The organism is Streptomyces sp. NPDC003032, from assembly GCF_053591415.1.
Window position 1 is genome coordinate 419160 of sequence record NZ_JBSFTT010000002.1, and the last position, 26928, is coordinate 446087.

At 70.9% G+C, this 26928-nt stretch carries 19 protein-coding genes, 1 tRNA gene and 3 pseudogenes; 12 read left to right on the forward strand and 11 right to left on the reverse strand.

All coding sequences use genetic code 11. The features are described from left to right. Positions 1-24 precede the first annotated feature (24 nt). Complete coding sequence (locus tag ACWDZ7_RS04355) at positions 25-1026, reverse strand: zinc-dependent alcohol dehydrogenase (RefSeq protein ID WP_451794685.1); 1002 nt, start codon at positions 1024-1026, stop codon at positions 25-27. Between the two features lie 276 nt (positions 1027-1302). Between ACWDZ7_RS04355 and ACWDZ7_RS04360 the strand changes: the two genes are divergently transcribed. Continuing rightward, entirely contained in the window at positions 1303-2814 is a 1512-nt protein-coding gene (locus ACWDZ7_RS04360; protein WP_451794687.1) for a glycoside hydrolase family 3 protein, read from the forward strand. Between the two features lie 30 nt (positions 2815-2844). Here the strand turns inward: ACWDZ7_RS04360 and ACWDZ7_RS04365 are convergent, their stop codons facing one another. Both ACWDZ7_RS04365 and ACWDZ7_RS04370 read right to left on the reverse strand, forming a co-directional pair. Further along, entirely contained in the window at positions 2845-5184 is a 2340-nt protein-coding gene (locus tag ACWDZ7_RS04365; RefSeq protein WP_451794688.1) for a collagenase, read from the reverse strand. Between the two features lie 184 nt (positions 5185-5368). After that, positions 5369-6520, reverse strand: coding sequence for an MFS transporter (locus ACWDZ7_RS04370; protein ID WP_451794788.1), 1152 nt, complete (start codon positions 6518-6520; stop codon positions 5369-5371). Between the two features lie 231 nt (positions 6521-6751). Here ACWDZ7_RS04370 and ACWDZ7_RS04375 point away from each other — a divergent pair, with 231 nt between their 5' ends. The 7 genes from ACWDZ7_RS04375 to ACWDZ7_RS04405 all read left to right on the forward strand — a co-directional run bounded on the left by ACWDZ7_RS04375 (position 6752) and on the right by ACWDZ7_RS04405 (position 13659). Then, positions 6752-7498, forward strand: coding sequence for an AraC family transcriptional regulator (locus ACWDZ7_RS04375; RefSeq protein ID WP_451794690.1), 747 nt, complete (start codon positions 6752-6754; stop codon positions 7496-7498). A 121-nt stretch (positions 7499-7619) separates the two neighbouring features. Then, complete coding sequence (locus ACWDZ7_RS04380) at positions 7620-8918, forward strand: NAD(P)/FAD-dependent oxidoreductase (RefSeq protein WP_451794790.1); 1299 nt, start codon at positions 7620-7622, stop codon at positions 8916-8918. Between the two features lie 60 nt (positions 8919-8978). After that, positions 8979-9320 carry a (2Fe-2S)-binding protein gene (locus ACWDZ7_RS04385; RefSeq protein ID WP_451794691.1) on the forward strand — a complete coding sequence of 114 codons (342 nt, stop codon included), beginning with the start codon at positions 8979-8981 and terminating at the stop codon, positions 9318-9320. Next, complete coding sequence (locus ACWDZ7_RS04390; protein ID WP_451794692.1) at positions 9301-10887, forward strand: FAD/NAD(P)-dependent oxidoreductase; 1587 nt, start codon at positions 9301-9303, stop codon at positions 10885-10887. Before ACWDZ7_RS04385 ends, ACWDZ7_RS04390 begins: the two co-directional genes overlap by 20 nt. Then, complete coding sequence (locus tag ACWDZ7_RS04395; RefSeq protein ID WP_451794693.1) at positions 10884-11840, forward strand: dihydrodipicolinate synthase family protein; 957 nt, start codon at positions 10884-10886, stop codon at positions 11838-11840. The genes ACWDZ7_RS04390 and ACWDZ7_RS04395 overlap by 4 nt, the downstream gene beginning before the upstream one ends. A 53-nt stretch (positions 11841-11893) precedes the next feature. Next, positions 11894-12898, forward strand: coding sequence for a proline racemase family protein (locus ACWDZ7_RS04400; RefSeq protein ID WP_451794695.1), 1005 nt, complete (start codon positions 11894-11896; stop codon positions 12896-12898). 98 nt (positions 12899-12996) lie between these two features. Then, positions 12997-13659, forward strand: coding sequence for a GntR family transcriptional regulator (locus ACWDZ7_RS04405; protein WP_451794696.1), 663 nt, complete (start codon positions 12997-12999; stop codon positions 13657-13659). A 65-nt stretch (positions 13660-13724) separates the two neighbouring features. On the opposite strand, the gene ACWDZ7_RS04410 is transcribed toward ACWDZ7_RS04405, so the two are convergent. From ACWDZ7_RS04410 to ACWDZ7_RS04425, 4 genes and pseudogenes are all read right to left on the reverse strand, one after another. Beyond that, positions 13725-13812, reverse strand: a tRNA-Leu gene (locus tag ACWDZ7_RS04410). Between the two features lie 223 nt (positions 13813-14035). Beyond that, positions 14036-15639 (reverse strand): annotated as a pseudogene (locus tag ACWDZ7_RS04415) (aldehyde dehydrogenase family protein). 180 nt (positions 15640-15819) lie between these two features. Then, a complete protein-coding gene (gene sucD / locus ACWDZ7_RS04420; protein ID WP_451794697.1) occupies positions 15820-16698 on the reverse strand; it encodes a succinate--CoA ligase subunit alpha in 879 nt (292 codons plus the stop codon). Between the two features lie 11 nt (positions 16699-16709). Beyond that, positions 16710-16973: pseudogene (locus ACWDZ7_RS04425) on the reverse strand (ADP-forming succinate--CoA ligase subunit beta); the annotation flags it as partial. Between ACWDZ7_RS04425 and ACWDZ7_RS04430 the strand changes: the two are divergent. The 4 genes and pseudogenes from ACWDZ7_RS04430 to ACWDZ7_RS04445 all read left to right on the forward strand — a co-directional run. Next, positions 16973-17218: pseudogene (locus ACWDZ7_RS04430) on the forward strand (thiamine pyrophosphate-dependent enzyme); the annotation flags it as partial. The pseudogenes ACWDZ7_RS04425 and ACWDZ7_RS04430 sit on opposite strands and share 1 nt — an antisense overlap. Positions 17219-17233: 15 nt before the next feature. Next, on the forward strand, positions 17234-18463 hold the full coding sequence (gene frc / locus ACWDZ7_RS04435) for a formyl-CoA transferase (protein WP_451794698.1): 1230 nt from the start codon (positions 17234-17236) through the stop codon (positions 18461-18463). Continuing rightward, complete coding sequence (locus ACWDZ7_RS04440; protein WP_451794700.1) at positions 18464-20620, forward strand: acetate--CoA ligase family protein; 2157 nt, start codon at positions 18464-18466, stop codon at positions 20618-20620. 124 nt (positions 20621-20744) lie between these two features. After that, complete coding sequence (locus ACWDZ7_RS04445) at positions 20745-22133, forward strand: OFA family MFS transporter (RefSeq protein ID WP_451794702.1); 1389 nt, start codon at positions 20745-20747, stop codon at positions 22131-22133. Between the two features lie 151 nt (positions 22134-22284). Here ACWDZ7_RS04445 and ACWDZ7_RS04450 read toward each other — a convergent pair whose 3' ends face one another. The 4 genes from ACWDZ7_RS04450 to ACWDZ7_RS04465 form a co-directional block, all read right to left on the reverse strand. Further along, positions 22285-23322: a sugar phosphate isomerase/epimerase family protein gene (locus ACWDZ7_RS04450; RefSeq protein ID WP_451794703.1), complete on the reverse strand. Its 1038-nt coding sequence runs from the start codon at positions 23320-23322 to the stop codon at positions 22285-22287. A 181-nt stretch (positions 23323-23503) separates the two neighbouring features. Further along, positions 23504-24907 carry an alkaline phosphatase family protein gene (locus ACWDZ7_RS04455; RefSeq protein ID WP_451794705.1) on the reverse strand — a complete coding sequence of 468 codons (1404 nt, stop codon included), beginning with the start codon at positions 24905-24907 and terminating at the stop codon, positions 23504-23506. After that, entirely contained in the window at positions 24904-26073 is a 1170-nt protein-coding gene (gene eboE / locus ACWDZ7_RS04460) for a metabolite traffic protein EboE (RefSeq protein ID WP_451794707.1), read from the reverse strand. The genes ACWDZ7_RS04455 and eboE overlap by 4 nt, the downstream gene beginning before the upstream one ends. A 3-nt stretch (positions 26074-26076) precedes the next feature. Continuing rightward, positions 26077-26925 carry a TatD family hydrolase gene (locus ACWDZ7_RS04465; protein WP_451794709.1) on the reverse strand — a complete coding sequence of 283 codons (849 nt, stop codon included), beginning with the start codon at positions 26923-26925 and terminating at the stop codon, positions 26077-26079. Positions 26926-26928: the final 3 nt, after the last annotated feature.

Genomic DNA, 26928 nt, shown 5'->3' on the forward strand with positions numbered 1-26928 from the left:
CCCGGCTCGGGCCCATGGAGGGGCTCAGGGGACGATCGCCACCTTCAGCGTCTCGTGCGGCGGCCCGTCGTAGGGGGCGTGCTCGGCGTCCGGGTACAGGGCGCGGCTCGCGGAGAGCTGCTCCATGGCCTTCGGAAGCTCGTCGAGGGGGTAGGTGTGCGTGTGGAGGTCGGGCAGGCGCAGGGCGTCGGTGCGGCGGTGGGCGAGGCGTTCGGCGGTGGCGAGGGCCTCGGCGCGTGCGGTGTCCAGGGGCTCGGCGGAGCTGTGCACCCGCAGGCCCTTGCGCTCCCAGGTGACGAGGTCGACGGTGACGTGGGTGTCGACGTGGTGGGTGCCGAGGAGGACGACGAGGCCGTTCTGGCGTACGAGCCCGACGCAGGCGTTGAGGGTGGTGGGGGTGCCGACAGCGTCCACGGCCACGTCGAAGTCGGCGCCGGTGGACGCTAGTTGCTCCCGGCCGCCGTCCACGCGGCGCACCGCGTCGGCGCCCGCGGCGGACGACCGCTCAAGGCGCCAGTCGTCGAGGTCGACGGCGACGACCTCGGCGGCGCCGCGCGCCACCGCCACGCGCAGCGCCATCTGCCCGACGGGTCCCTGGCCGACGATCGCGACGCGGTCGCCGAGCCGGACGCCGCGGGTGGCGTGCACGGCCAGCGGCAGCAGTTGCAGGATCGCGCCCTGCTCGTAGGGCACGGCGTCGGGCAGCACGCCGACCGCGATCTCGCGGGCCAGCGCGAAGTCGGCGTACCCGGTGGTGAGCGGTGTCCGCACGAAGACTCGCTGCCCGGGGACGACCCGGCTCACGCCGGCGCCGGCCGCCTCGACGACCCCGGCGATCTCGTGACCGAAACAGCCCTGGGAGCAGTGCTCGCGCAGTCCGTGGTAGTGGAAGTAGGCGAGGTCGCTGCGGTTGCAGACCGTGCAGGCACGCACCCGGACGAGGACTTCCAGCGGCCCCGGTTCCGGCACCGCCACATCGGTGACCAGCCTGATGTCGCGCCTGCCGACGAGCTCGTACCTGCGCATGGCCCTCTTCCCTCACCGGTTGCGATCCAGCGATCAGCGATCGAACGGTCAAGTAATCAGCGGAAGTCACCAGGATTCCCCAACTCCACGTAAAGCATGTGGGATTCGCCCGTCTCGGCCGGTTCCGACTCCTTGACAGTCCCGATCGATACGAGCCAATATCCACTATCCGATTGGCCTGGACCAATCAGCAGGAGTCTCGTTCAACACGCTCCGTCCCACGAGTCACGTCCCACGCATCACGCATCACGTACCCGCATCTTCGGAGGTCGCGCCATGGCACCGAGCAGTGACCCGACTCTGGAGCACCTGGCCAACTCCGTGTTGCAGCCCGGCTTCGAGGGCACCACGGCCCCCGACTGGGTGCGCCGCAGGATCTCCGAGGGCCTGGGCTCCGTCGTGCTGTTCGCGCGGAACATCGAGACCCCCGAACAGGTCGCGCGGCTCACCGCCTCCCTGCGCGCGGAGAACCCGGACCTGATCGTCGCCATCGACGAGGAGGCGGGTGACGTGACGCGCCTGGAAGCGTGGACCGGGTCGTCCCGCCCCGGCAACCTCGCCCTCGGCGCGGTCGACGACATCGACCTGACCGAGCGCGTGGCCCACGACATCGGCCGTGACCTGCACGCCGCCGGCATCTCGCTGAACTTCGCGCCCAGCGCCGACGTGAACTCCAACCCCCTCAACCCGGTGATCGGCGTACGCTCCTTCGGCGCCCGCACCGACCTCGTCTCCCGCCACACGGCCGCCTGGATCCGCGGCCTGCAAGGGGCCGGCGTCGCCGCCTGCGCCAAGCACTTCCCCGGCCACGGCGACACGGTCGTCGACTCGCACTACGGTCTGCCGCAGGTGCGGGGCTCCGCGGAGGAGATCGCGCTCACCGCGCTGCCGCCGTTCATCGCGGCGATGGAGGCGGGCGCCCGCGCGGTGATGACCGCCCATCTGCTGGCCCCCGCGTACGACCCCGTTCTGCCCGCGACGCTCAGCCACCCCATCCTGGTGGGCCTGCTCCGCGGGGACCTGGGCTTCGACGGGCTGCTGGTCACCGACGGCATCGAGATGGGCGCCGTCACCGACCGCTACGGCATCGACGGCGCCACCGTCCGCGCGGTCGCGGGCGGTGTGGACGCGGTGTGCGTGGGCGGCGAGAGCGCCGGGGAGGCCACGGTCGACCTGCTCTGCACGGCCCTGGTGAAGGCCGTGCTCGACGGCACGCTCCCCGAGGAGCGCCTGACGGAGGCGAGCACCCGCGTACGTGACTTCGCGGCCTGGTCCGGCGAGCGGTCCCGGGCCGTGGCGCGGGCCGCGCGCGACTCCGACATCGGCCTGGTCGCGGCGCGCCGCGCGGTCCGTGTGCGGCACGGTTCCGGCACGGCGCTCCCGCTCGCCGGGGCGCCGCATGTCGTGGAGCTCTCCCCCACGATGAACCTCGCCGTCGACGGCCGCACCCCCTGGGGCGTCGCCGACCCCCTGCGCGACCTGCGCCCCGGCACGACCTCGGTCCGCCTCACGGAGCCCGAACTGCCCTACTCCGCCGACCTCCTCGACCGCGAGGCCCTGATCCCGGCGGTGGGCCGCGCCCTGGTGGTCGTGGTCCGCGACGCGGCCCGCCACCGCTGGATGAGGGACACCCTGACCCGCCTCCTGCGCAGCCGCCCCGATGCCCTGGTCGTCGAGATGGGCGTCCCCGCGGGTGACACGCTCGGGGCCGCCCATCTGATCACGCACGGCGCGACCCGCGTGTCGGGCATCGCTGCGGCGGAGCTGCTGGTGGGGGCCACCAGCTGACCCTTGTACCACCTGCTCCTTGTCCGTGGCTCAGCCCCTCAGCGGGCCCTCGCAGTCGAAGTCCGCGCTGCCCGCGCGGCCGTTGGGCCAGATGTCCACCTCGCCGAACGAGCAGTTCATGTCGGCCAGGTTGTTGTGGCCCGCCTCGGACCGGTCGAGCAGGTAGTAGTCCACGGTCTCCGACATGTCCTTGAAGACCGCGTCGGGGTCACCGGCCGCGCTCAGGTTGGCGGTGACGCGGCCCGCGCAGATGTAGCGCGGGCGCTCCGCGGCGCCGTTCGAGCGGCATTGGGGCGTGATGCCCGTCGTCGCCTTGAAGGAGTCCCGGACCTGGGTGGCCGAGGTGTCGCGCAACTGGTCGACCGGGACGTACGTCGTGTCGGGGACGAACAGGTCGTCGACGTGCGCGATCTGCTTGTCGAGGAAGGCGTCGTACGCGCTCTGCAGCCCGCCGTCCTTGCCGAGCCGGTCGCGCCAGGCGTCGAAGCCCGCCGGGTCGTCGGCGCGCAGACGGCCGTACATCTCCTTGACCAGCGCCGGGCGTTCGGCCCACAGGAACTCGAAGAACGTGCCCGCGTAGTCATAGAAGCGGAAGCCGTCCCCGTCGTACGTGGCGTGCAGGATCTGGTCGACGCTCATCCTGGGGCCGCCGTTCGCCGTGTCGTCGATGACACCCTGGACCAGCGACTTGCGGACCTTGATGCCGTCGTCGCGGGTGGCGCCGTCGAAGAACTCGGCGGTTCCCTCGTCCATCGCCGTGGTCCGGTCGCCCTCGTACCAGGGGCCCTCTCCGAAGAAGCCGGGCACCGCCCAGCGGCCGTTGAGGTAGTGCGTGTACTCGTGGCGGAATAGCTCCTCCAGCGTCAGCGTCGAATCCTGCGGGACGCGCCGCTGGTAGGTGTAGAAGGTCGCGCCGCGCTCGATGTAGACGCCGCCGTTGTCCGTGTCCATCCCGGTGAGCAGCGGATGGTAGTTCTCGTAGTCGGCGCGTGAGGCGTAAAGAACCGTCGTCAGCCCGGTGTTCGGATCCCCCGCGAGCGGCTCCTGTGTGCCGACGACGCGGTGGAACTGCGCCTTGACCTGCTTGCTCGCGTAGTAGAGCTGGTCGACCGTCTTCCGGTCGAGGGCGGTGCGTACCTTCATCCCGCCCTTGTCGTACGTGAAGGTGCCCGGGAAGAGGCGGCGCTCGATGTCCGCCTTGCAGACCTTGTACGGCGCGCAGGCGTCGAACTCGTTCAGCCAGGTGGCGACCCTGGCCCAAGGGGCGCTGCCCTCACCGAAGTTGGCGACCGTGACGCCGACGAGGCCGCCGAGACCGGCGACGATCTCGCTCCGGAGCCCGTCGATCTGGCCGAACCTGCCGTACTCACCGAGCGCGTCGCGCACCACCCAGACGTTGTCCGTGCCCTTGAGGTGGGTGTGGCCGGCGAAGGCCTTGAAGGCGGCGCGGTAGGAGGCGTCGGCCTTGACCGCCGCGTGGAAGGCTGTGTCCTGGTTGCCGGGGTACACGCCGAGATAGTTCAGGGAGAGCGCGGCGAGCGCGGACCCGGCCCAGGAGGCGTCCTTCGCCGTGTCGGGGTGCGCGGCGTCCATGGTGGTCAGCACGCGCTTGACCAGCGCGATTTGGTGCTGGCGCAGACCGGGGGCGCTGGCCGCGTAGAGGGCTTCGCGCAGGGACTCGGCGTTGGTCCGGGTCGCGTCGAAGGTACGAGGGGCCGTGCCGAAGGCGGCGACGGCGCGGCGCATGGCGTCGACCGTCGGACCGTCGGTGACGTCGATCTCGTCGTGTGAGAAGTCCTGGTAGGCGACGGCGTGGAGATACGTGAGCATCTCCAGGAGGTTGCTGCCGTTCTTGCCGTCGTGGGCGGCGGCGAGCCGGGTGATCCGGCCGGAGACCGCCTGGACGTGGGCGTCCGACATGACGGGGGCGAGCCGTCGGTCCCAGGTCCAGATGAGCGTGCGCAGACAGCCGTCGGCGGTGACGGCCGGATCGGCGAGGAAGTCGGCGAACCGCTCGGGGGCCAGGCCGGTTATGCCGTCGAGGGTGCAGGGGGCGGCCTCGGGGACGGCCGTGGAGTACGCCTTCGGCTTGGGGGTGCGGTTGCGGGCACCCGGGGTGCCGCCTCCTTTGAGTCCGCCGGGCGCCGGGACCTTGTAGGCGCTCGGCTTGGGGGCGTTCGCCCGGCGGTCGACCAGGTCCAAGGGGTTGGGCTCGGCGGGCGCCTTCACCGCGGCGGTGCGGCGATCTGCCGCGGGGGCGGAGGCGGGCTCGGCTGCTTGGACGAGAGGGGCGGCCGTGAGGCAGAGGGTCGCCGCTGTCGCGCCGGCGAGCACGGATCTGCGCAGGGTTCGTGGACGTAGTCGGGACACCGCTGGCTCCTCTGTGGGAGGTGGGGGATTGACGCGTCGACCACCAACTGACTTACGTGAAACGGCACTTGCTTGGACGGCCGGTGCGTCATGTGATGCGTAACGTAGTAATGTGAAATTGCACTGACAACCCCTCAGGAGCCAAGAACCTCCATGGGCTCCCCCGGGCTCAGGGACCCCGGGCTCAGGGACGGGGCAGGGCTTCCGCCCCGGGCTCACGCAAGGCGCGCAGAAGGAGCCAGCCGAGGGCGGGCAGCGCGATCAGCGGCGCCAGGGCGGTCCGCAGGGAGGCGGCGTCGGCGAGGGCGCCGACGAGCGGGCTCGCGAGGCCGCCGACGCTCACCGTCAGGCCCAGCGTGACCCCACTCGCGGTGCCCATGCGATGGGGCAGATAGTCCTGGCCGAGGGTGATGTGCAGGGAGAACGGCACGTACAGGCCGACCGAGGTGAGCGCGACGAAGGCGAGGAGCGTCGGCGCGGGGGCGAGGACGACGCCCGCCACCGCGAGGACCGTCAGGGCGTACGACCACCGCACCACCGGGAGGCGCCCATGGCGGGCGGCGAGCCTTCCGCCCGCCAATGTGCCGACCGCACCGCCGAGGTAGAGCACGAACAGGGCGATGGTCCCCGCGACTTCTCCGCCGCCGGTGCGCTGACGCACGTACAACGCGATGAACGTGCTCAGTCCGGTGAAGACGATCGAGCGGCAGATGATGGCGCCGGACAGTCTCAGGAAGGACGGCCAGTCGTCCTCGGCGGCGACGGGGCTCGAAGCCACGCTCCCGGACGCGGCCTCGGCGGCCTCGGATGCCTCGGCGGCTCTGATGCCCCGCAGCGCGGCCACGCACAGCGCCGCCCCGGCGAGGGCGGGGACCACGAGGAGCGGCGAGGCGCGCAGGCCGCCCGTGGCGACGATGGCGGCGGTCAGCAGGGGCGCGGTCGCGAAGCCGAGATTGCCGCCGAGGGAGAACCAGCTCATGGCGGTGTGGCTGCCGCGGCTCGCCTGCCGTGCCACGCGCGCGGCCTCCGGGTGGTATGCGGCGACGCCGATGCCGGACACGGCGACGACGAGAAGAGTCAGTACGTAGTTGCCGCTGACCCCGGCGAGGGCGACCCCGACCCCGCCCACCAATGTGCTCACCGGCAGCAGCCACGGCATCGCCCACTTGTCGGTGAGCGCCCCGAACAGCGGCTGCACCACGGAGGAGAGCAGGGACGCGGCGAGCACGATGCCGGACGCGGCGGCGTACGTATAGGCACGCTCGGAGACGAAGAAGGGGACGAGTGCGGCGACGGCTCCCTGATAGACGTCGACGCAGGCGTGCCCGAGGGTCAGGAGGGTGAGGGGGCGGCGACGGGGGCGAGGGACAGGTTTTGGGGGTGGGGTCGGGGCAGGGGCGGGCTTCACGGAGGAACTCTGGTCGAAGGGGGTTTCGCCGGAGGCGGTCTCGCGGGAGGCGGTCTCGCCGGAGGAACTCTGCCGCGTACGTGAGGGCTGCTGCTTCGCTGACACCGCCCCATCGTCGCCGCGCCCCCCGTTGGCGCGCTTCCGATAAAGTGCCAATCCATGCCGGATATCCGCCACACCCCCGAGGCACCCACCCGCACCCAGGCCCTGGCCCCCGGCGAGCGCATCGACGCACACCGCCACGACGACCACCAGATCATCTACGCCGGTTCCGGCGTCGTGGCCGTCACCACCGAAGCCGGCACGTGGTTCGCCCCCGGCACCCGCGCCATCTGGGTCCCCGCCGGATGCGTCCACGCCCACCGCGCCCACGGCCACTTGGCCCTGCACCTGCTCGGCCTGCCCGCCGGCACGAACCCGCTCGGACTCGACGTCCCGACCGTCCTCGCCGTAAGCCCGTTGCTGCGCGAACTGATCCTCGCCTGCACGCGGGCGCCGCACGAGCAGACACCTGAGCGGCGGCGTCTGCGCGCGGTGCTGCTCGACCAACTGCGCGCGTCACCGCAGCAGCCCATCCAGTTGCCCACCCCCACGGACCCCCGCCTCGCCGCGGTCTGCGCCCTGCTGCACGCCGACCCGGCGGACCCTCGCGGCCTCGCCGGACTCGCCGCCGTGGCCGGGGCGGCCGAGCGCACCCTCAGCCGCCTCTTCCGCCGCGAACTCGGCATGACCTTCCCCCAGTGGCGCACTCAGCTCCGCCTCTACCACGCCCTGCGCATGCTGGCCGACGGCACGCCGGTCACCACGGTCGCGCACCGCTGCGGATGGTCGTCCACCAGCGCCTTCATCGACGTGTTCCGCCGCGCCTTCGGCTACACCCCCGGCACGCACAACCGCCGCGACTGACCTTCCCTCTCCGCGATCAACTCCCTTTGAGGTTCGGCCCCTTGGCAGCACCAGTGCCATGTGAAATATTACTGCCGTGCTCACGGGACACCCTTCCGGACGACCGGAATTCTCGGATCTCATCATTGTGGGAGCGGGAGTGGTCGGCGCGGCCTGCGCCTACTACGCCTCCCTCTCCGGCCTCCACGTCACCGTCATCGACCGCGGCCCCGTCGCGGGCGGCACCACAGGAGCGGGCGAGGGCAACCTCCTCGTCTCCGACAAGGAACCTGGTCCGGAGCTCGACCTGGCGCTGCTTTCCGCCAAGTTGTGGAAAGACCTGGCCGCCGAACTCCCCTCGCGCATCGAGTACGAGAGGAAAGGCGGCCTGGTCGTCGCCTCCACCGAGGCCGGGCTGACCGCCCTGCGGGACTTCGCGGCGCGGCAGGGGCGCGCGGGCGTCGAGGCGATCGAAGTCCCGGCCGACCGCCTCGCCGACCACGAACCGCATTTGGCGCCGGGCCTCGCGGGCGGCTTCTCCTATCCGCAGGACGCGCAGGTACAGCCGGCGTTGGCCGCAGCGCACTTGCTGCGGGCTGCGGGCAGGGCCGGGGTTGCCGGGGCCGGGGCCGGGGCCGGGGCTGGGGCTGGTGCCGGGGCTGGGGATGAGGCTGGTGATGGGGCTGGCTTCGGTGCCCATGGCGGGCGCCCCGGACACCGCGTATGCCCTGCACACCCTGGACGCCCTGGACGCCCTGGACTTCTTGGGCGCCTGACGCTGCGGCTCGGCGAGGAAGTCACCGCGGTCCTCACCGGCGCGAAGGGCGAGGTGCGCGGCGTACGGACGCCCCTGGGTGAGGTGCGCGCGCCGTACGTGGTCAACGCCACCGGTACCTGGGGCGGTCGACTCGCCCGCCTCGCAGGCGTGGAGCTGCCGGTACTCCCCCGGCGCGGCTTCGTCCTCGTCACCGAACCCCTGCCGCGCGTCGTGCGGCACAAGGTGTACTCCGCCGACTACGTCGCCGACGTCGCGAGCGGATCCGCCGCCTTGCAGACCTCCGCCGTGGTGGAGGGCACCCCGGCGGGCCCGGTGCTGATCGGGGCGAGCCGGGAACGCGTGGGCTTCGACCGCACCCTGTCCGTGGAGGTTCTGCGACGCCTCGCGGCCCAGGCCACCCGCCTCTTCCCCGCCCTCGCCGACGTACGGGCGATACGCGCCTACGCGGGCTTCCGCCCCTACCTCCCCGACCACCTCCCGGCGATCGGCCCCGACCCGCGCGTCCCCGGCCTGCTGCACGCGTGCGGCCACGAAGGCGCGGGCATCGGACTCGCCCCGGCGACGGGCCTGCTCATCGCCACGATGCTGACGGGGCGTGAACCTCCGCTGCCGCCGGGCCCGTTCGCTCCGGAACGCTTCACACGAGAGGCGCCCACGGCTTGAGGTCGCGTGCCGCAACGCCCCTACACGCGAAGGCCCGTTACCCACCTAGGAGCCGGCTCCATGACGCATGACGACCGGACGCCCCCGACGCCCCGGACGCCCGCAGCCCTCGTAGGCGCCGCGCCCGACGCCGCCTTCACGATCACCCTCGACGGACACGAACTGCGCGCTCTGCCCGGTCAGTCCATCGCCGCCGCGCTCTGGTCCGCCGGAATTCTCGCCTGGCGCAGCACCCGGGTCGGCGGACGGCCGCGCGGGGCGTTCTGCGGGATCGGTCAGTGCTACGACTGCCTCGCGACGGTCAACGGCCGCCCCAACCGGCGCGCCTGCCTGGTCATCGCCCGGCCCGGCGACGTGGTGACCACGCAGGAAGGAGACGGCCATGCCGGGCTCGGTGTCTGAGACGTACGACCTCGCGGTACTCGGAGCGGGCCCGGCGGGCCTCGCCGGTGCGGTCACGGCAGGCGAACACGGCCTGTCCGTGGCCCTGTTGGACGCTGCGGGACAACCCGGGGGCCAGTTCTACCGTCACCCCGCGCCGGCCACGGGCGCCACCCGCCCCGAAGCCCTGCACCACGACTGGCCCACCTTCGCCGGCCTGCGCGGCCGCCTGGCGGCGACCGGCGTCACCCAGCTCTTCGGCCACCACGTCTGGACGGTGACGCGCGAGGCAGCCAGGGAGTGGGTCATCCACGCCCTGACCGGCGAGGACGGCGCAGACCCTACGGACGTGCCCGCGTCACGGCAACCCGTGACCATCCGCGCCCGCGCCATCCTCCTCACGACCGGCTCGTACGAACGTCATCTCCCGTTCCCCGGCTGGACGCTGCCCGGTGTCGTGGGCGCGGGCGGCGCCCAGGCCATGCTCAAGTCGGGCCTCGCCCTGCCCGGCAGGCGCGTCGTCGTCGCGGGGAGCGGCCCGCTGCTGCTCGCCGTGACCGCCTCGCTCGCCACGGCGGGGGCCCGGGTCCCGGAGGTGATCGAAGCGTCGGGCTACCTCGGTTACGCCCGCCATCCGAGGGCCCTCGCCACAAATCCGCGAAAGCTCGCGGAGGCCGCGCTCCACGGCAGGGCTCTGCTGCGCCACCGGGTACGTCTGCGCACCCGTAGCGCGGTGACCGAGGCGCACGGCACGGAGCGGGTGGAGGCGGTGACGGTCACCCGCCTGGACCGGGACTGGCGGCCGGTGCCGGGCACGGCCCGCCGCATCGCCTGTGACGCGCTGGCGGTGGGCCACGGCCTGATCCCGCAGATCGACCTGGCGACCGCACTCGGCTGCGCCACCCGCCGCACCGCGGACGGCACGCACGCCCTCGGCCTGAGCCCCCTCCAGGAGACCTCACTCCAAGGCATGTGGGCGGCAGGCGAGACATCGGGCATCGGAGGCGCGCAACTGTCCCTCGCGGAGGGCGAGTTGGCGGCTCTGGCGATCGCCGCCAGGGTGACCGGCAGGCAGCCCTCACCGACCCCCCGGCTGCGCGCGCTGCGCCGCCGCCGCGACCGCATGCGCGCCTTCGCCGAGGCCATGGTCACCACGCACACCCCGGGCCGCGGCTGGACGCGGTGGCTCTCCGACGACACGGACCTGTGCCGCTGCGAGGAGGTGACGGCAGGCCGCGTCCGCGAGGCCGTGGCCGACTACGGCGCCCGTGACACTCGTACCGTCAAGCTCCTCACCCGGGCAGGCATGGGCTGGTGCCAGGGCCGCATGTGCGGAACGGCCGTGACCTGCCTCACCGCGCCGTCCGCCACCGCCCCCGCGCCCCCGGACCGCCGCCCACTGGCCACGCCAGTCCCTCTGGGCACACTCGCCCACCTGCCGGCCGCCGCCACCGACCCCACCGCCCCTGCCAGCCCCACCGCACCCACCACACCCGCTGAAGCCACCGAAGCCACACCACCCACTGAAGCCACAGCACCCGCCGAAGCCCCACCCCAGACAGCCCCCACAGAAGGGCACCCATCATGACCACCGCCACCACCTCCTCCACCACCGCCCCCACGCCCACGCCCACGCAAACCTGGACCTGGGCGCCGGACCGCCCCTGGCGCGGCATCATGGTCGCCACCGCGCTCCCCCTGCACGAAGACCTCTCCGTCGACTACGACTCCTACGCCGAACACGTCCGCCACCTCATCGCGAACGGCTGCGACGGCGTGGTGCCCAACGGCTCCCTGGGCGAGTACCAGACGCTCACCGACGACGAACGCGCCCGCGTCGTACGTACCGCCGTCGAAGCGGCGGGCGACGCGGCCCGCGTGATGCCCGGCGTCTCCGCCTACGGCAGCGCCGAGTCACGCCGCTGGGCCGAGCAGGCGGCGGAGGCGGGCTGCGGCTCCGTGCTCCTCCTGCCGCCGAACGCCTACCGCGCCGACGAGCAGTCCGTGCGCGCCCACTACGCCGAGGTCGCCAAAGCGGGCATCCCAGTGATCGCGTACAACAATCCCCTGGACACAAGGGTCGACCTGACGCCCGGCCTGCTCGCCCAACTCCACGCGGACAGCACGATCATGGCGGTGAAGGAGTTCAGCGGCGACGTGCGCAGAGCCTACGAGATCGCCGAACTCGCCCCCGAACTAGACCTCCTGATAGGCGCGGACGACGTCCTGGTGGAGCTGGCTCTCGCGGGTGCGGTCGGCTGGATCGCCGGATACCCGAACGCCTTCCCCGCCGCCTGCGCGCAGCTCTACCACGCCGCGTGCGCCCGGGACCTGGACGCCGCGCTCCCCCTCTACAGGGCGCTGCACCCGCTCCTGCGCCAGGACTCAAAGACCGAGTTCGTGCAGTCCATCAAGCTGTCGATGGACCTCGTGGGCCACCGCGGCGGTCCGACCCGTCCGCCGCGCACCGCACTGTCCGGCGCCACGGACGCGCTGGTGCGGGCGGCCACCGAAAAGGCGCTGGCGGCCGGCCACCACTAACTCCCTCCCCTTGCCCCGCCCACCGTGTATCCCGTCCTGACGAGAGGAGCCCCATGCGCACCCGTCACGTGTTCCACGCGGTGGACTCGCACACCGAGGGCATGCCCACGCGCGTGATCACCGGCGGCGTGGGGGTGATCCCCGGCGCCACCATGGCCGAACGCAGACTCCACTTCATCGAGCACCTCGACCATCTGCGCACCCTCCTGATGTACGAACCGCGCGGCCACTCCGCGATGAGCGGCGCGATACTCCAGCCCCCGACCCGCCCCGACGCCGACTACGGAGTCCTCTACATCGAGGTGTCCGGGCTGCTGCCGATGTGCGGCCACGGCACCATCGGGGTGGCCACCGTCCTGGTCGAGACGGGCATGGTGCGGGTCACCGAGCCGGTCACGACGGTCCGCCTGGACACCCCGGCGGGCCTGGTCTCCGTCGACGTACATGTGACCGACGGCGCGGCGACATCGGTCACGCTCACCAACGTCCCCGCCTTCTGCGTCGCCCTGGACCGCGAGGTCGAGGTGCCGGGCCACGGCACGGTCACGTACGACCTGGCCTTCGGCGGGAACTTCTACGCGTTCGTCCAGCTGAACGCTCTGGGGCTGCCGTTCGACCGCGCCCGCAAGGACGACCTGCTCGCGGCGGGCCTCGCCATCATGGACGCGATCAACGCCTCGCCGACCCGCCCGACGCACCCCGAGCAACCGGAGATCTCCGGGGTCAAGCACGTCTACCTGGCCGCGCCGGACTCGGACGCGCACCGCTCCCGGCACGCGATGGCGATCCACCCCGGCTGGTTCGACCGCTCCCCGTGCGGGACGGGCACCTCCGCACGGATGGCACAACTGCACGCCCGCGGCGAACTACCCCTGAACCGCGACTTCGTCAACGAATCCTTCATCGGCACGGAATTCACCGGCCGCCTCATCGCACGCACGGAGGTGGCGGGCCTTCCGGCGGTCGTCCCCCGGATCACCGGACGGGCCTGGATCACCGGCACGGCCCAGTACTTCCTGGACCCCGACGACCCATTCCCGGCAGGCTTCACCCTCTGACTCCTGCCGCCGCCCCTGCTCCCGCTCCCCCCAACTAACAACGTGACATTGTACGTTGGTGATCCGCGCGGGCGCAGGACCCACCGGAGGGGAGCACCATGGGGCACCTGAAACAGAAGAACCTCATCACCACCAGGGAACGGCTGCGCGACCAGGTCGCCCACGCCTTGCGGGCCGCCCTGATCTCCGGCGAGCTGCGCCCCGGCGAGATCTACTCCGCACCCGGCCTCGCCGGGGACTTCGGCATCTCGGCGACGCCCGTACGCGAGGCGATGCTGGATCTGGCTCGCGAGGGCCTGGTGGAGCCCGTCCGCAACAAGGGCTTCCGCGTCACGGAGGTCAATGAACGCGACCTCGACCAGTACGCGGAGATCCGCGCCCTCATCGAGGTCCCCATGATCGGCCGGATCACCCGCACCGCGGCCCGCGAGGACCTGGAGGCGCTGCGCCCGATCGCCGATGAGATCGTGCGCGCCGCCCGCGGCCACGACCTCATCGCCTACCTGGAGGCCGACCGCCGCTTCCACCTCTCGCTCCTCGCCCTCTCCGGCAACGACCGCCTGGTCGAAACGGTCGGCGACCTCCGCAAGCGCTCCCGCCTCTACGGCCTCACGGCCCTGGACGAACGCGACCAGCTGACCCCGTCCGCCGAGGAGCACATCGAACTCCTCGACCTGATGCTCGCGGGCGACCCGAAGGCCGCCGAGCGGTGCATGGCGCGGCACCTGGGGCACGTGCGATCACTGTGGGCAACAGTCTGAAACGCAGAAGACCCCAGTTCGATGAACTGGGGTCTTGCTGGTGCTGCCAGCCGCTGCTGGCCTACTGGTGTCCGAGGGGGGACTTGAACCCCCACGCCCGATAAAGGGCACTAGCACCTCAAGCTAGCGCGTCTGCCATTCCGCCACCCGGACTAGGTGTCTGCCGCCGTGCGGTGTGTTCCCCGCGGCGACATGGACAACAATACCAAGGTTTCGGAGTGCCTTTCACCTGCGTATCCGCCCATCGACCACCGGATGCACGGCGAGCCGCCCCACTCCTTCCACGTCATCACCAAGGGCTACGAACCTCTTGCTTTCCGTGCACGGACCAGCAAGGAATCGGCCGAACCCTGCCGGTCCGGGATCTGCCCCGGCCCTACGCCATGAGGTGGTAGCCGGGGAAGTTCCCCGGCGCCCGTCCCCCCGCCGAGCCCTGCGTGACGGCGCGCACCAGCAGCTCTCCGCCGACGAAGGCGCCGCGCCAGGACGCGCCGAAGCCGCCGAAGAGCTACACGCGGTCACCGCGCGAGCGCGGCGTGCCGCGGCCGGTCTTGAAGGCGCGGATCTGGGGCGCGAGGCGTTCATACGTCGCCGGGTCGTCGGTGGAGAGCGTGGCGACGAGCGCGCCGTTCGACGCGTTCATGGCGGCGAGCAGCTCCGCCTCCGTGTCGACCAGGACGATGGTGTCGACCGGACCGAACGGCTCCGCATGGTGCAGTGGGGAGGATGGCGGCGGGTAGAGCAGCGTGACGGGGTGGAGATAGGCGTCCGTGTCCTGGCCGGGCAGGAAGCGGTCCGGTGCTTCGGCGCCGCGGTACAGCGGGACGGCGCCCCGGTCGACGGCCTCGGAGACCTGGTCGGCCAGCTCCTTGGCCTTGGCCGCGTTGATCAGCGGCCCGAAGTCGAGCTCGGGGAAGGGATCTCCCGGGCGCCCGACTGCGAGGGGATGGCCCACGCGTACCGTGCGGACGGCCGGCAGGTATGCGGCGAGGAACTCGTCGAACAGCGCACGCTGCACGACGAAGCGAGGGTAGGCGGTGCAGCGCTGCTTGCCGTAGTCGAAGAGCTTGGGGACGACCGCGCCGAGCGTGTCCCAGTCGCTGTAGTTCCAGATGCCCCAGGTGTTCAGTCCCTCTGTTCAGTCCCTCCTGTTCGAGAATGTGCCGTTTGCCGAGGTCGGCGACTGCCGTGGCCACCGCGGCGCCCGTGTCGCGGCCGCCGACGAAGGAGACGCAGCCGACCTCGGGTGCGCGTACGAGCGCTTCGGACAGCTCGCCTCCGCTGCCGCTGACGAGGGTGACGGGAAGTCCCTCGCGGGCGGCGAGTGCGCAGGCCAGGGTGAGGCAGGCGACGCCGCCGTCGGTCGGGGTCTTGGCGATGACCGCGTTCCCTGCCAGTGCCTGTACCAGCATTGTGTGAACGAGCACGCTCATCGGGTGGTTCCAGCTCGCGATGTTGGAAACGGGCCCGTCCAGCGGGGCCCTGCCCTCGACCATCGGCTCGATGCCGTCGGCGTACCAGCGCACGCCGTCGATGGCCCGGTCCACGTCCGCCCGCGCGAGCCGCCATGACCTGCCGATCTCCCAGACGAGGAGCAGCGCGAGCAGCTCCCGGTGCTGGGTGAGGGCGTCGAGCGTGGCGGCGACGCGGGCGCGCCGCTCGGCGAGGGGTGTGTGGCGCCAGGCGCGGTGCTGGTCGAGTGCGCGCGCACGGCGCGTCGGGCGGTGGTGGCGTCGAGTCGCGGCGGGCCCGCGATGGGGGTGCCGTCGACGGGGCTGGTGGCGGGCAGGGTGCGACCGTCGGCCTGTCAGCTGCCGTTCCAGAGGTTGAGGACGCGGTCGTCGCGGAAGGCCTCGGGGCCTCGGGTGCGACGGCGAGGCAGCGTTGCCAGGCGTCGGACCAGGCCGTGCCGGCTTTGAGGACGAGGGCGCTTGCGGGGGCGGACGTGGGTTCGCCGCGGGATGGGTTTCGGGTTGCCATTCGGTCGTCTCCGCTCACGGTGCACGGTGCACGGTCGGGGCGGGGTGGGGCTGGGCTGACCGGGCGGGCCGGGGCCGGGCTGGGCGGGGCCGAGCCGGCCGGGCGCCGGTTCCCTTCCCGGACGGGCGGGGCTGGAGCCAGGTACCTCGCCCGGCGGGCGGGGCGGCGCGGTAGGGGCCGTCACTTCCGCAAGTGATCGAGCACGAGCCGCGCCGTCTCGGTCGGGGTGTCGCCCACACGTACGCCGACGGCCTCCAGCGCCGCCTTCTTGGCCTGCGCGGTGCCCGACGAGCCGGAGACGATCGCGCCCGCGTGGCCCATCGTCTTGCCCTCGGGGGCGGTGAAGCCGGCGATGTACGCCACGGCGGGCTTGGTGACGGACTTCTCGATGTACGCCGCGGCGCTTTCCTCGGCGTCGCCGCCGATCTCTCCGATGAGGACGACGAGGTCGGTGTCGGCGTCGTCCTCGAAGGCGGCCAGGCAGTCGATGTGCGTGGTGCCGACGACGGGGTCGCCCCCGATGCCGACGCACGTGGAGAAGCCGATGTCGCGCAGCTCGTACATGAGCTGGTAGGTGAGCGTGCCGGACTTCGAGACCAGGCCGACGCGCCCCGGCTTGGTGGTGTCGGCGGGGATGATGCCCGCGTTGGACTGGCCCGGTGTGATCAGGCCGGGACAGTTGGGGCCGATGACGCGGGTGCCGCGCTTCTTCGCGTACGAGAGGAAGCAGACGGAGTCGTGCACGGGGACGCCTTCGGTGATGACGACGGCGAGGCCGATGCCCGCGCCGGCGGCGTCGATGACGGCTGCCTTGGTGAAGACGGGCGGCACGAAGACGACCGTGACGTCGGCGCCCGTGGCGTCCATGCCGTCGCGGACCGAGCCGAAGACGGGCACGGCGCCGTCGTCGAAGTCGACGGTGCGGCCCGCCTTGCGCGGGTTGACGCCGCCGACGACGTCCGTGCGGGCGGCGAGCATGCGGCGGGTGTGCGGCATGCCGACGGCGCCGGTCATGCCCTGGACGAGAACCTTGCTCTCCTTGGTGAGGTGGATCGCCATGCCCCGGCTCCTTAGCGCGCGTTGGCGAGGTCGGCGACGCGGCGTGAGGCGCCGTCCATGGTGGTGGCCTGCTGGACGAGGGGGTGGGCGCGGCCGTCGAGGATCGCGCGCCCGCGCGCGGCGTTGTTGCCGTCGAACCGCACCACCAGGGGCTTGGTCAACCGCACCGTCTCCAGGGCCCGGACGATGCCGTCGGTGACCGTGTCGCAGGCGGTGATGCCACCGAAGACGTTGACGAAGACCGATCGCACCGAGGGGTCGGAGAGGATGATGGATTCGTTACGGCCAGAGGGCCAAGTACGGCGAGGCGCGCGAACGGGTCGGCAACACCCTCGGAGACGTCCCCTACGACAAGTTCGCCCAGATGCTGGGCGGCCACGGCGAAGAGGTCCGCGACCCCGCCGACATCGGCCCCGCCCTCCGGCGCGCCCGCGAGTCCGGCAAACCCTCGCTCATCAACGTCTGGGTCGACCCGGACGCGTACGCCCCCGGAACCATGAACCAGACCATGTACAAGTGAGGAGCCCCGACGGCCATGACCAAGGCTCTTGAAGGCATCCGCGTCCTCGACATGACGCATGTCCAGTCCGGCCCCTCGGCCACCCAGCTGCTCGCCTGGCTCGGCGCGGACGTGGTGAAGCTGGAGGCCCCCTCCGGAGACATCACCCGCAAACAGCTGCGCGACCTTCCCGACGTCGACTCGCTGTACTTCACGATGCTCAACTGCAACAAACGGAGCATCACCCTCAACACCAAGACGGAGCGCGGCAAAGAGCTTCTTACGGAGCTGATCCGGCGTTCCGACGTGATGGTGGAGAACTTCGGCCCGGGCGCCGTGGACCGCATGGGCTTCACCTGGGAACGCATCCAGGAGATCAACCCCCGTATCGTCTACGCCTCGATCAAGGGCTTCGGAGACGGCCCCTACACGAACTTCAAGGCCTACGAAGTCGTCGCCCAGGCCATGGGCGGGTCCATGTCGACCACGGGATTCGAGGACGGCCCTCCGCTCGCCACGGGCGCCCAGATCGGTGACTCCGGGACGGGCGTCCATGCCGTCGCGGGCATTCTCGCCGCCCTCTTCCAGAGGGAGAACACCGGCCGCGGGCAGCGTGTGAACGTGGCGATGCAGCACGCCGTGCTCAACCTGTGCCGGGTCAAGCTGCGCGATCAACAGCGGCTCGCGCACGGCCCGCTCGCGGAGTATCCGAACGACGACTTCGGGGACGAGGTGCCGCGCTCGGGCAACGCGTCCGGTGGCGGACAGCCCGGCTGGGCCGTCAAGTGCGCGCCCGGCGGACCCAACGACTACGTGTACGTCATCGTGCAGCCTGTGGGCTGGCAGCCGCTCACCGAACTCATCGGGCGCCCCGAACTCGCGCGGGACCCGGACTGGGCCACCCCGGAGGCACGGCTTCCCAAGCTCGGCAAGATGTTCCAGCTGATCGAGGAGTGGTCCTCCACGCTGCCCAAGTGGGACGTCCTGGAGCGGCTCAACGCCCACAACATCCCCTGCGGCCCGATCCTGTCCACCAGGGAGATCATCGAGGACGCCTCGCTGGTCGCCAACGAGATGGTCGTCGAGGTCCCGCATCCCGAGCGCGGCCCGTTCACCACGGTCGGCTCCCCGCTGAAGCTTTCGGACTCCCCTGTGGACGTGGTCAGTTCGCCGCTGCTCGGCGAGCACAACGAAGAGGTGTTCATCGGGGAGCTGGGCCTCGGCGATGAGGAACTGCGGCTGCTCAAGTCGAACGGGGTGATCTGAGTGACGGCCGAAGACCGCGCGCTACGGGTGCATACGCTCCTCGACTCGGTGCGCGCCGAGGGCCGCACGGCGCTCACCGCGCCCGAGGGCAAGGTGATCGCGGAGGCCTATGGGATCGCCGTGCCGGGTGAGGAGCTGGCGACCGACGTCGACGAGGCCGTGGCGCACGCCGCCCGCTTCGACGGGCCCGTCGTCATGAAGATCGTCTCCCCGGACATCCCGCACAAGACCGAAGCGGGCGGCGTAGTGGTGGGCGTGGAGGGCCCGGCCGACGTGCGGGCCGCCTTCCGCCGAATCGTCGAGAACGCCCGTGCGTACGCCCCTGAGGCCCGTATCGAGGGCGTACAGGTGCAGGAGCTGCTGCCGGGCGGTCCGTCGGCGCAGGAGGTCATCGTGGGCGCGGTGACCGATCCGACGTTCGGGAAGGTCGTCGCCTTCGGGCTCGGCGGTGTGCTCGTGGAGGTCCTCAAGGACGTCACGTTCCGCCTGGCGCCCGTGGACGCCGACGAGGCCGTCTCGATGCTGGACTCGATCAGGGCGGCGGAGATCCTGCGCGGGGTGCGCGGCGCCCCGCCGGTGGACCGGTGGGCGCTCGCCGAGCAGATCCGCCGGGTCTCCGAACTGGTCACCGACTTCCCGGAGATCGCGGAGGTCGACCTCAACCCGGTCATCGCCACGGCGGACAGCGCGATCGCGGCGGACATCAGAATCATCCTCTCCGAAGGGGCCGCCAAAGTGCGGCGCACCTACACGCGCGAGGAGATGCTCTCCTCGATGCGCCGGCTGATGCAGCCCCGCTCCGTAGCCGTCATCGGCGCCTCCAACGAACAGGGAAAGATCGGCAATTCGGTGATGCGCAACCTCATCGGAGGCGGCTTCTCCGGAGAGATCCATCCGGTGAACCCCAAGGCCGATGACATCTTGGGCCGCAAAGCGTACAGAAGTGTCACCGACGTGCCCGGCGAGGTGGATGTGGCGGTCTTCGCGATCCCCGCCAAGTTCGTGGCGTCCGCCCTGGAGGAAGTGGGGCGCAAGGGCGTCCCCAACGCCGTCCTGATCCCTTCCGGTTTCGCGGAGACGGGTGAGCACGCGCTCCAGGAAGAGATCGTGGCGATCGGCGAGCGGCACGGAGTGCGGCTCCTGGGGCCCAACATCTACGGCTACTACTCGACGTGGCATGACCTGTGCGCCACCTTCTGCACCCCGTACGACGTGAAAGGCGGGGTCGCTCTCACCAGCCAGTCGGGCGGCATCGGCATGGCGATCCTCGGTTTCGCGCGCACTACGAAGACGGGCGTTTCGGCGATCGTGGGGCTCGGCAACAAGTCGGATCTGGACGAGGACGACCTCCTCACGTGGTTCGGTGAGGACCCCCACACCCAGTGCATCGCCATGCACCTGGAGGACCTCAAGGACGGACGTGCCTTCGTGGAGGCCGCGCGGGCGACCGTTCCGAAGAAGCCGGTCGTCGTCCTGAAGGCGGGGCGCACGGCGGCGGGCGCGAAGGCCGCCGGATCGCACACGGGCGCGCTCGCCGGCGACGACGCCGTGTACGACGACATCCTGAAACAGGCCGGTGTCATCAGGGCCCCGGGGCTGAACGACATGCTGGAGTACGCGCGTGCCTTGCCGGTCCTCGCGACACCCAAGGGCGACAACATCGTCATCATCACGGGCGCGGGTGGCTCGGGAGTGCTCCTCTCCGACGCGGTGACCGACCACGGTCTGCGGTTGATGGACATCCCCGAAGACCTGGACGCCGCGTTCCGGGCGTTCATCCCTCCGTTCGGGGCCGCAGGCAATCCGGTGGACATCACGGGTGGCGAGCCCCCTTCGACCTACGAGGCGACGATCAGACTCGGCCTTGAGGACCCCCGCGTCCACGCGTTGATCCTCGGCTACTGGCACACCATCGTGACGCCTCCCATGGTCTTCGCCGAGCTGACGGCCCGTGTCGTCGCGGAGTTCCGCGAGCGGGGCGTCGAGAAGCCCGTGGTGGCCTCTCTGGCGGGCGATGTCGAGGTGGAGGAGGCCTGCCAGTACCTCTTCGAGCGGGGTGTCGTGGCGTACCCCTACACGACCGAGAAGCCGGTCGCCGCACTCGGCGCCAAGTACCGGTGGGCGCGGGCGGCCGGGCTGCTGGGGGGCGGTCGATGAGGTGACCGGTGCGGGGGCCGGCCGGCGGTGCGCGCCGACCGGCCCCGGGGCCCGTGCGCACACGGAAGGGATGGGACAGGGGGCGCCGGCCACGATCTTTCCGACGCAAGGGGTGCTGAGCGACATGACGACAACCGACATACCCACGACCGTCCCGTACCGGGAGGTGACGGACGCCAACGGCCGGATGTACCGCGTCGGCGAGACCGACATCGACATCATGGGCCGCAAACGCAAGTGGATGGTCATCCTGCCGTGGGTGGGCATGATGGGCATCAGCTCTGCCGAGTACGCGTTCGCGTCCGCCGAGGACACCCTGCACACCGCGCATCACTGGAGCAGCCTGCACATTTTCTGGATGCTGGGGGTCTGGGTCTTCTTCCAGGCCGCGGTGGCCTTCCCCGCGGGCAAGCTCCGCGAGAGCGGCAAACTGCCGGCGCGCTGGGCCATGATGTTCGGCGCGCTCGGCACACTCCTGGGCTATCTGTCATTGGCTTTCGCCCCGCATGTGATCGTCGCCTATATCGGATTCGGCATGTTCAGCGGTATGGGCGCCGGCATGGTGTACGCGACCTGCGTGAACATGGTCGGCAAGTGGTATCCGGAACGCAAGGGCGGCAAGACGGGATTCGTCAACGGCGGATTCGCCTACGGCTCGGTGCCGTTCGTCTTCCTCTTCACCGGCTACATGGACCTGACGAATTTCCGCTGGGTGCTGGTGTCCGTCGGTCTCTTCCTCGCGGCGATGGTCGCCGTGGCGGGCCACTTCTTCAAGGATCCGCCGAAGAACTGGTGGCCGGCCGATGTGGACCCACTGCGTCCGCCGGACGACCCGCGCGCGCGGCGCGCACTGCGGATGAATCCGCCCGCCGTACGGCAGTACACCCCCAAGGAGGCATGGCAGACCGGCCGGGTCGCGCTGATGTGGTGCTGCCTGCTGTGCACCTCGGGCGTGAACATCTTCGGAATCGCGTTCCAGGTGGACATCGGGGAGGAGGCCGGATTCGCCGGTGGAATCGTCGCCACGGCCATGTCCTTGAAGGCCATCGTCAACGGCACCGGGCGGGGCGTCATCGGTTGGCTCTCCGACCGCTACGGCCGAAAACGCTGTCTGATCTTCGTCTGTATCGTCCTCGGCCTGTCGCAGTACGGCATTCTGTGGGCCGCCGACATCAAGAGCCTCCCCCTGTTCCTGGTCTTCTCCAGCATTTCCGGATTCGGCGGCGGCGCCATCTTCCCCATGTTCGCCGCCATGACGGCGGACTACTTCGGTGAGAACAACAACGCCTCCAACTACGGCCTCGTCTACAGCTCCAAGCTGGTCTCCGGACTTCTCGGATCCGGCGTGGGAGCCGTGGTGGTGAGCAATTGGGGGCATGCGGGCGCGTTCACCCTGGCCGGGTCGATCTCACTGTTCGCCGGTTTCATCGCGCTGTTCCTGTCCCAGCCCGGCAGGCCCAGGTACAAAAACATCGACCCCAATCCGCAACCCCTCGGTGAGGAGATGGCTTGACATGACGGCGGAGCCCGTCGCCGCACAACACGACGCACACGGGCGCGTCTACCGCGTGGGCGAGAGCGACCGGCAGATCCTCGGCCGCCCCCGCGGGAAGACTGCGCGAGAGGGGCGTCCTGAGCAGCAGGCCTCCGTGTCGTGTCCGGGGTCAGTCCCCGCAGCGGCCCGAGCGCAGGGAGTGCAGGTGCTCGCTGGACTTGCGGGCGAAGGCGTAGGACTCGACCGGGTTGTCGTGTTCGGTCTGCCAGTGGTGGTAGCGCCGGCCGTGGCGGGTGCGCGCGGTCACCTTCGACAGGAACTTCTTGTAGTCGATGTCGCCGTCCCCGACGTCCGCCATGCGGTAGCCGTCACGGGTCGTCTCGTCACGCACCCCGTCCTTGACGTGGAACAGCGGGTACCGGTGGGGCTGCCTGAGTACGTAGTCGACCGGCTCGAAGGGGGCGGGCTTGCCGTCGGGCCGCTTGCTGAACCGGAACTGGGCGCAGTAGGCCCAGTAGATGTCCATCTCCAGATACACGCAGTCAGGGTCGGTCTCGGCGAGCAGCACGTCGTAGAGGCGGACGTTCGGCTTGTCCGTGGCGAAGGAGAACTCCTCGGCGTGGTTGTGCTGGTAGAACTTCATGCCGCGCTTGCGGGCCGCCTCGCCGTACATGTTGAAATCCTCGGCCGCGCGCTTCCAGGCGTCGACGGTCGAGCCGTAGCGGAAGGGGCCCGACGCGGTCCCGATGTGCTTGAGGCCGAGGGCCTGGGCGTCGTCGAGGACCTTGGTCAAGTTCTGCGCGAACGTGTACGCGTTCGGGTTGTTGTTGTCGTAATAGCCGACGTGGGACCCGATGGGATGCAGGCCGTGGTCGTGGGCCAGCGCTTTGAGTTGGGCGAGGGTGATCGCACCCGCCGTGCCCTGGCTGTATCCGGCGAACTCGATCTCGTCGTAGCCGTACTTCGCCAGCTCGGCGAACACCGAGGCGAAACCGAGGGTGGAGACCTTGTCGCGGAGGCTGTAGAGCTGAATGCCGAGGCGCCCGGGTGGCAGCACGGGGCGGCCGCGGCCCTTCTCCCCCGCGACGGCAGGGGTGGCGGCGCCGACGAGGGCCGCGGCGGTGGCGCCCGCGGCGACGCCGAGCATGCCGCGTCGGCTGAGTCTGTGGGCGAGTTCGGGGTCGGCGGGGGTCGGCTTGCGGCTCATGTGGTTCTCCTCGGCTGGATCAAGGTCGGGTCAGGAATGGGTTGGGGATGAGTCAGGGATGAGTCAGGGATGGGTTCGAAATCCGTTTCAGGGATCACTGGGGGTCGGACCCTGATGGCAGGGTTCGAGCCGTCTGGTTCAGTGGAGATCAAGCAGATTCAGCGACGCGGGCAGGCAGAGCTCAGTGCAGGCCCGCGAGGTGGAGCAGGAGCGATTTCACATCGGTGGCCGCGACGCGGCCGCTGACGGCGCGGGGGGTGGAGCACAGGATGAGCGGACTTTCGTCCTCGTCGGTGGGCAGGCGGCCATGGCTGCCTCGAATAGGTGAGGGATCCAGGGGCACGACCGCCATGCGATAGCGCATGCCGAGCTTCTTGCGGACCAGCGCGCCCGCGGCCTTGACGCGGACGTAGGGGTCCTCGGGGTCCATGAAGAGCTCGACGGGGTCGTAGCCGGGTTTGCGGTGGATCTCGACGAGCTGCGCGAAGTCGGGCGCGCGGGCGTCGTCGAGCCAGTAGTAGTACGTGAACCAGGCGTCCGGCTCGGCGACGGCGACCAGCTCGCCCGAGCGCGGATGGTCCAGGTGGTGTGCCTTCTTGCCCTCGTCGTCCAGGAGTTGCTCGATGCCGGGGACGTTCTGGAGGGCGGTGCGGGCGGCGTCGAGGTCTTCCGGGCGGCGCACGTAGACGTGGGCGATCTGGTGGTCGGCGACGGCGAAGGCGCGCGAGGCCATCGGGTCGAGGTACTCCATGCCGTCTTGCGTGTGCACCTCCAGCAGGCCCGCACGGCGCAGGACGCGGTTGATGTCGACCGGCCGGTTGACGCGGGTGATGCCGTACTCGGAGAGCGCGACGACGGTGCGGCCCTCGGTTCTGGCGTCGTCGAGGAGCGGGGTGAGGGTCGCGTCCAGGTCGGCCGCCGCGCGGTGGGAGCGCGGGTCGTCGGGGCCGAAGCGCTGCAGGTCGTAGTCGAGGTGAGGGAGGTAGCACAGGGCTAGGTCGGGGTGGCGGGTGTCGATGATGTGCCGGGTGGCGTCGATGATCCAGCGGCTGGAGACGATGTCGGCGCCGGGACCCCAGAAGTGGAAGAGGGGGAACGTGCCGAGCTTGTTGGTGAGTTCGTCGTGCAGAGCCGGCGGTCGGGTGTAGCAGTCGGGTTCCTTGCGGCCGTCGGCGTAGTAGACGGGGCGGGGGGTGACGGTGAAGTCGGTGTCGGCGCCCATGGCGTACCACCAGCAGATGTTGGCGACGGTGTAGCCGGGGTGCGCGCGACGGGCGGCGTCCCACAGCTTGTCGCCGGCGACGAGGCCGTTGTGCTGGCGCCACAGGAGTACGTCGCCGAGCTCACGGAAGTACCAGCCGTTGCCGACGATGCCGTGCTCGGCGGGGGTGGTGCCGGTGAGGAAGGTGGACTGGGCGGCGCAGGTCACGGCGGGCAGGACGGTGCCGAGCGGCGCCCTGGACCCGGACTGGCCGAGTGACTTGAGGCGCGGCATGTGGTCGAGGAGGCGAGGGGTGAGGCCGACGACGTCGAGGACGAGAAGAGGTGTGGGGCCGCTGTGCGGGTCGCTCGGGGGCTGGGTCATGGGAGTTCCTTCAGGCCGAGGTCCGCGAGGAGGTCGCGGGCGAGAGCGAGTTCGGCGGCGATGCCCTCGGCGAGCTGGGGTCGGCCGCGTGGGCGGAGTTCAAGGGGGAGGGCCTGCCAGGTGTAGGTCTCGACCTCAAGGTGGCGGGTGAGGGGAGCGGGTCCGCCGACGAGTCGGGCCAGGGCGTCCTGGAGCACGGGGAGCGTGGAGGTGAGGGGCGCGGCGGGGGCCGCGTGGAGCGGGACGTGGAAGTGGGCCCGCCAGGGGGCCGTGTCGGGAAGTGCGTTGCCGGTGAGGGCCTCGCCGAGGTCGTCGGTACCGCGCAGCCCGCTGCCGGTCAGAGTGCGGGTCTGGTGGAGGAAGCGGGGCTCGTCGAAGGCGGCGAGGGCCTCACGCACATCGGGGAGGTGGGGATGTTCGGCGTGCAGGGCAGCGGACAGCTGGGTTTTGACGACGGGGATCCCGGCGACGGTGAGGGCGTCGAGGGCGGTCCTCGGGTCCTCGAAGGAGGTGGCGAGGTGGCAGGTGTCGACGCAGACACCGATGCGATGGTGGCCGACTGCGGTGAGCGGGGCGATCGCGTCGGCGGTCGTCTCGACGGTGCAGCCCGGTTCCGGTTCGAGGCCGATGCGGATGGAGCGGCCGGTCAGTTCGTCCAGCGCGTCCAGCCGCTGGGCGAGCGCGGTGAGGGCGGTGCGGGCGTACTCGGCGCGCAGGGAGCCGAAGGGGGTGCGCCAGGCGAGGGGCAGGGTGGAGATGGTGCCTTCGGTGACGTCGTCGGGGAGCAGGGCTGCGAGGAGCCGGGCCAGGTCGGTGGTGTGGGCGAGGCGTTCCGGGTCCGTCCAGTCCGGCTTGTACACGCGGTACTTGACCTGTTCGGCGCCGAAGCCCTCATAGGGGAAGCCGTTGAGGGTGACGACTTCGAGGCCGCGCCGGTCGAGTTCGGTGCGCAGGCCGCGCAGGGCCGCCGGGTCGGTGACGAGGGCGTGGGCGGCGTCCTTGGCGAGCCACAGGCCGATGCCGATCCGGTCCCTGCCGAGTCTCTTGCGCACGGGTTCGCAGTGGTCGCGGAGCTGGGCGAGGACGCCTTCGAGGGTCTCCGCGGGGTGGACGTTCGTGCAGTAGGCGAGGTGGACGGTGGAACCGTCGGGGTGCCTGAAGCGCATGGCTCACGCCCCGCCGCGCAGGATGGAGTTGCCCTCGTGGGTGGCGTCCGTGCCGGTGACATCCAGGGTGAGGCGGCCGCTGAGGCCATACAAGGCGACGGGGTTGCGCCACAGCACCAGGTCGACGTCGTCCTCGCCGTATCCGGCCGCGAGCATGGCCTCGGCCACCTTGCGGGTCTTCAGGGGGTCGCTCTTTCCCCAGTCCGCGGCGGAGTTGACCAGGACCCGCTCGGGCCCGAACTCCCGCAGGATCGCGATCATCCTCCCCTCGTCCATCTTGGTGTCGGGATAGACGGAGAAGCCGAGCCAGCAGCCGCTGTCCTTGGCCTCCTTGACGGTCGTCTCGTTGAGGTGGTCGATCAGTACACGGTCCAGGGGCAGCGCGGACTCGCGGACGACATCGATCGTGCGGCGCAGGCCGGCGAGCTTGTCGCGGTGCGGGGTGTGCACGAGGGCGGGCAGTTCGTGGTCGGCGGCGAGCTGGAGCTGGGTCGCGAGCGCGGCGTCCTCCGCGGGCGTCATGGAGTCGTAGCCGATCTCCCCTACGGCGACGACGTTGTCCTTGACGAGGTAGCGGGGCAGTTCGTCGAGGACGGGCGTGCAGCGGGGGTCGTTCGCCTCCTTGGGGTTGAGGGCGATCGTGCAGTGGTGGGCGATGCCGTACTGGGCGGCGCGGAAGGGTTCCCAGCCGAGGAGGGAGTCGAAGTAGTCGAAGAAGGAGGCGGGCGAGGTGCGGGGCTGGCCGAGCCAGAACGCCGGCTCCACGACGGCGCGGACACCCGCCGCGTACATCGCCTGGTAGTCGTCGGTGGTGCGGGAGGTCATGTGGATATGGGGATCGAAGATGCGCATCGG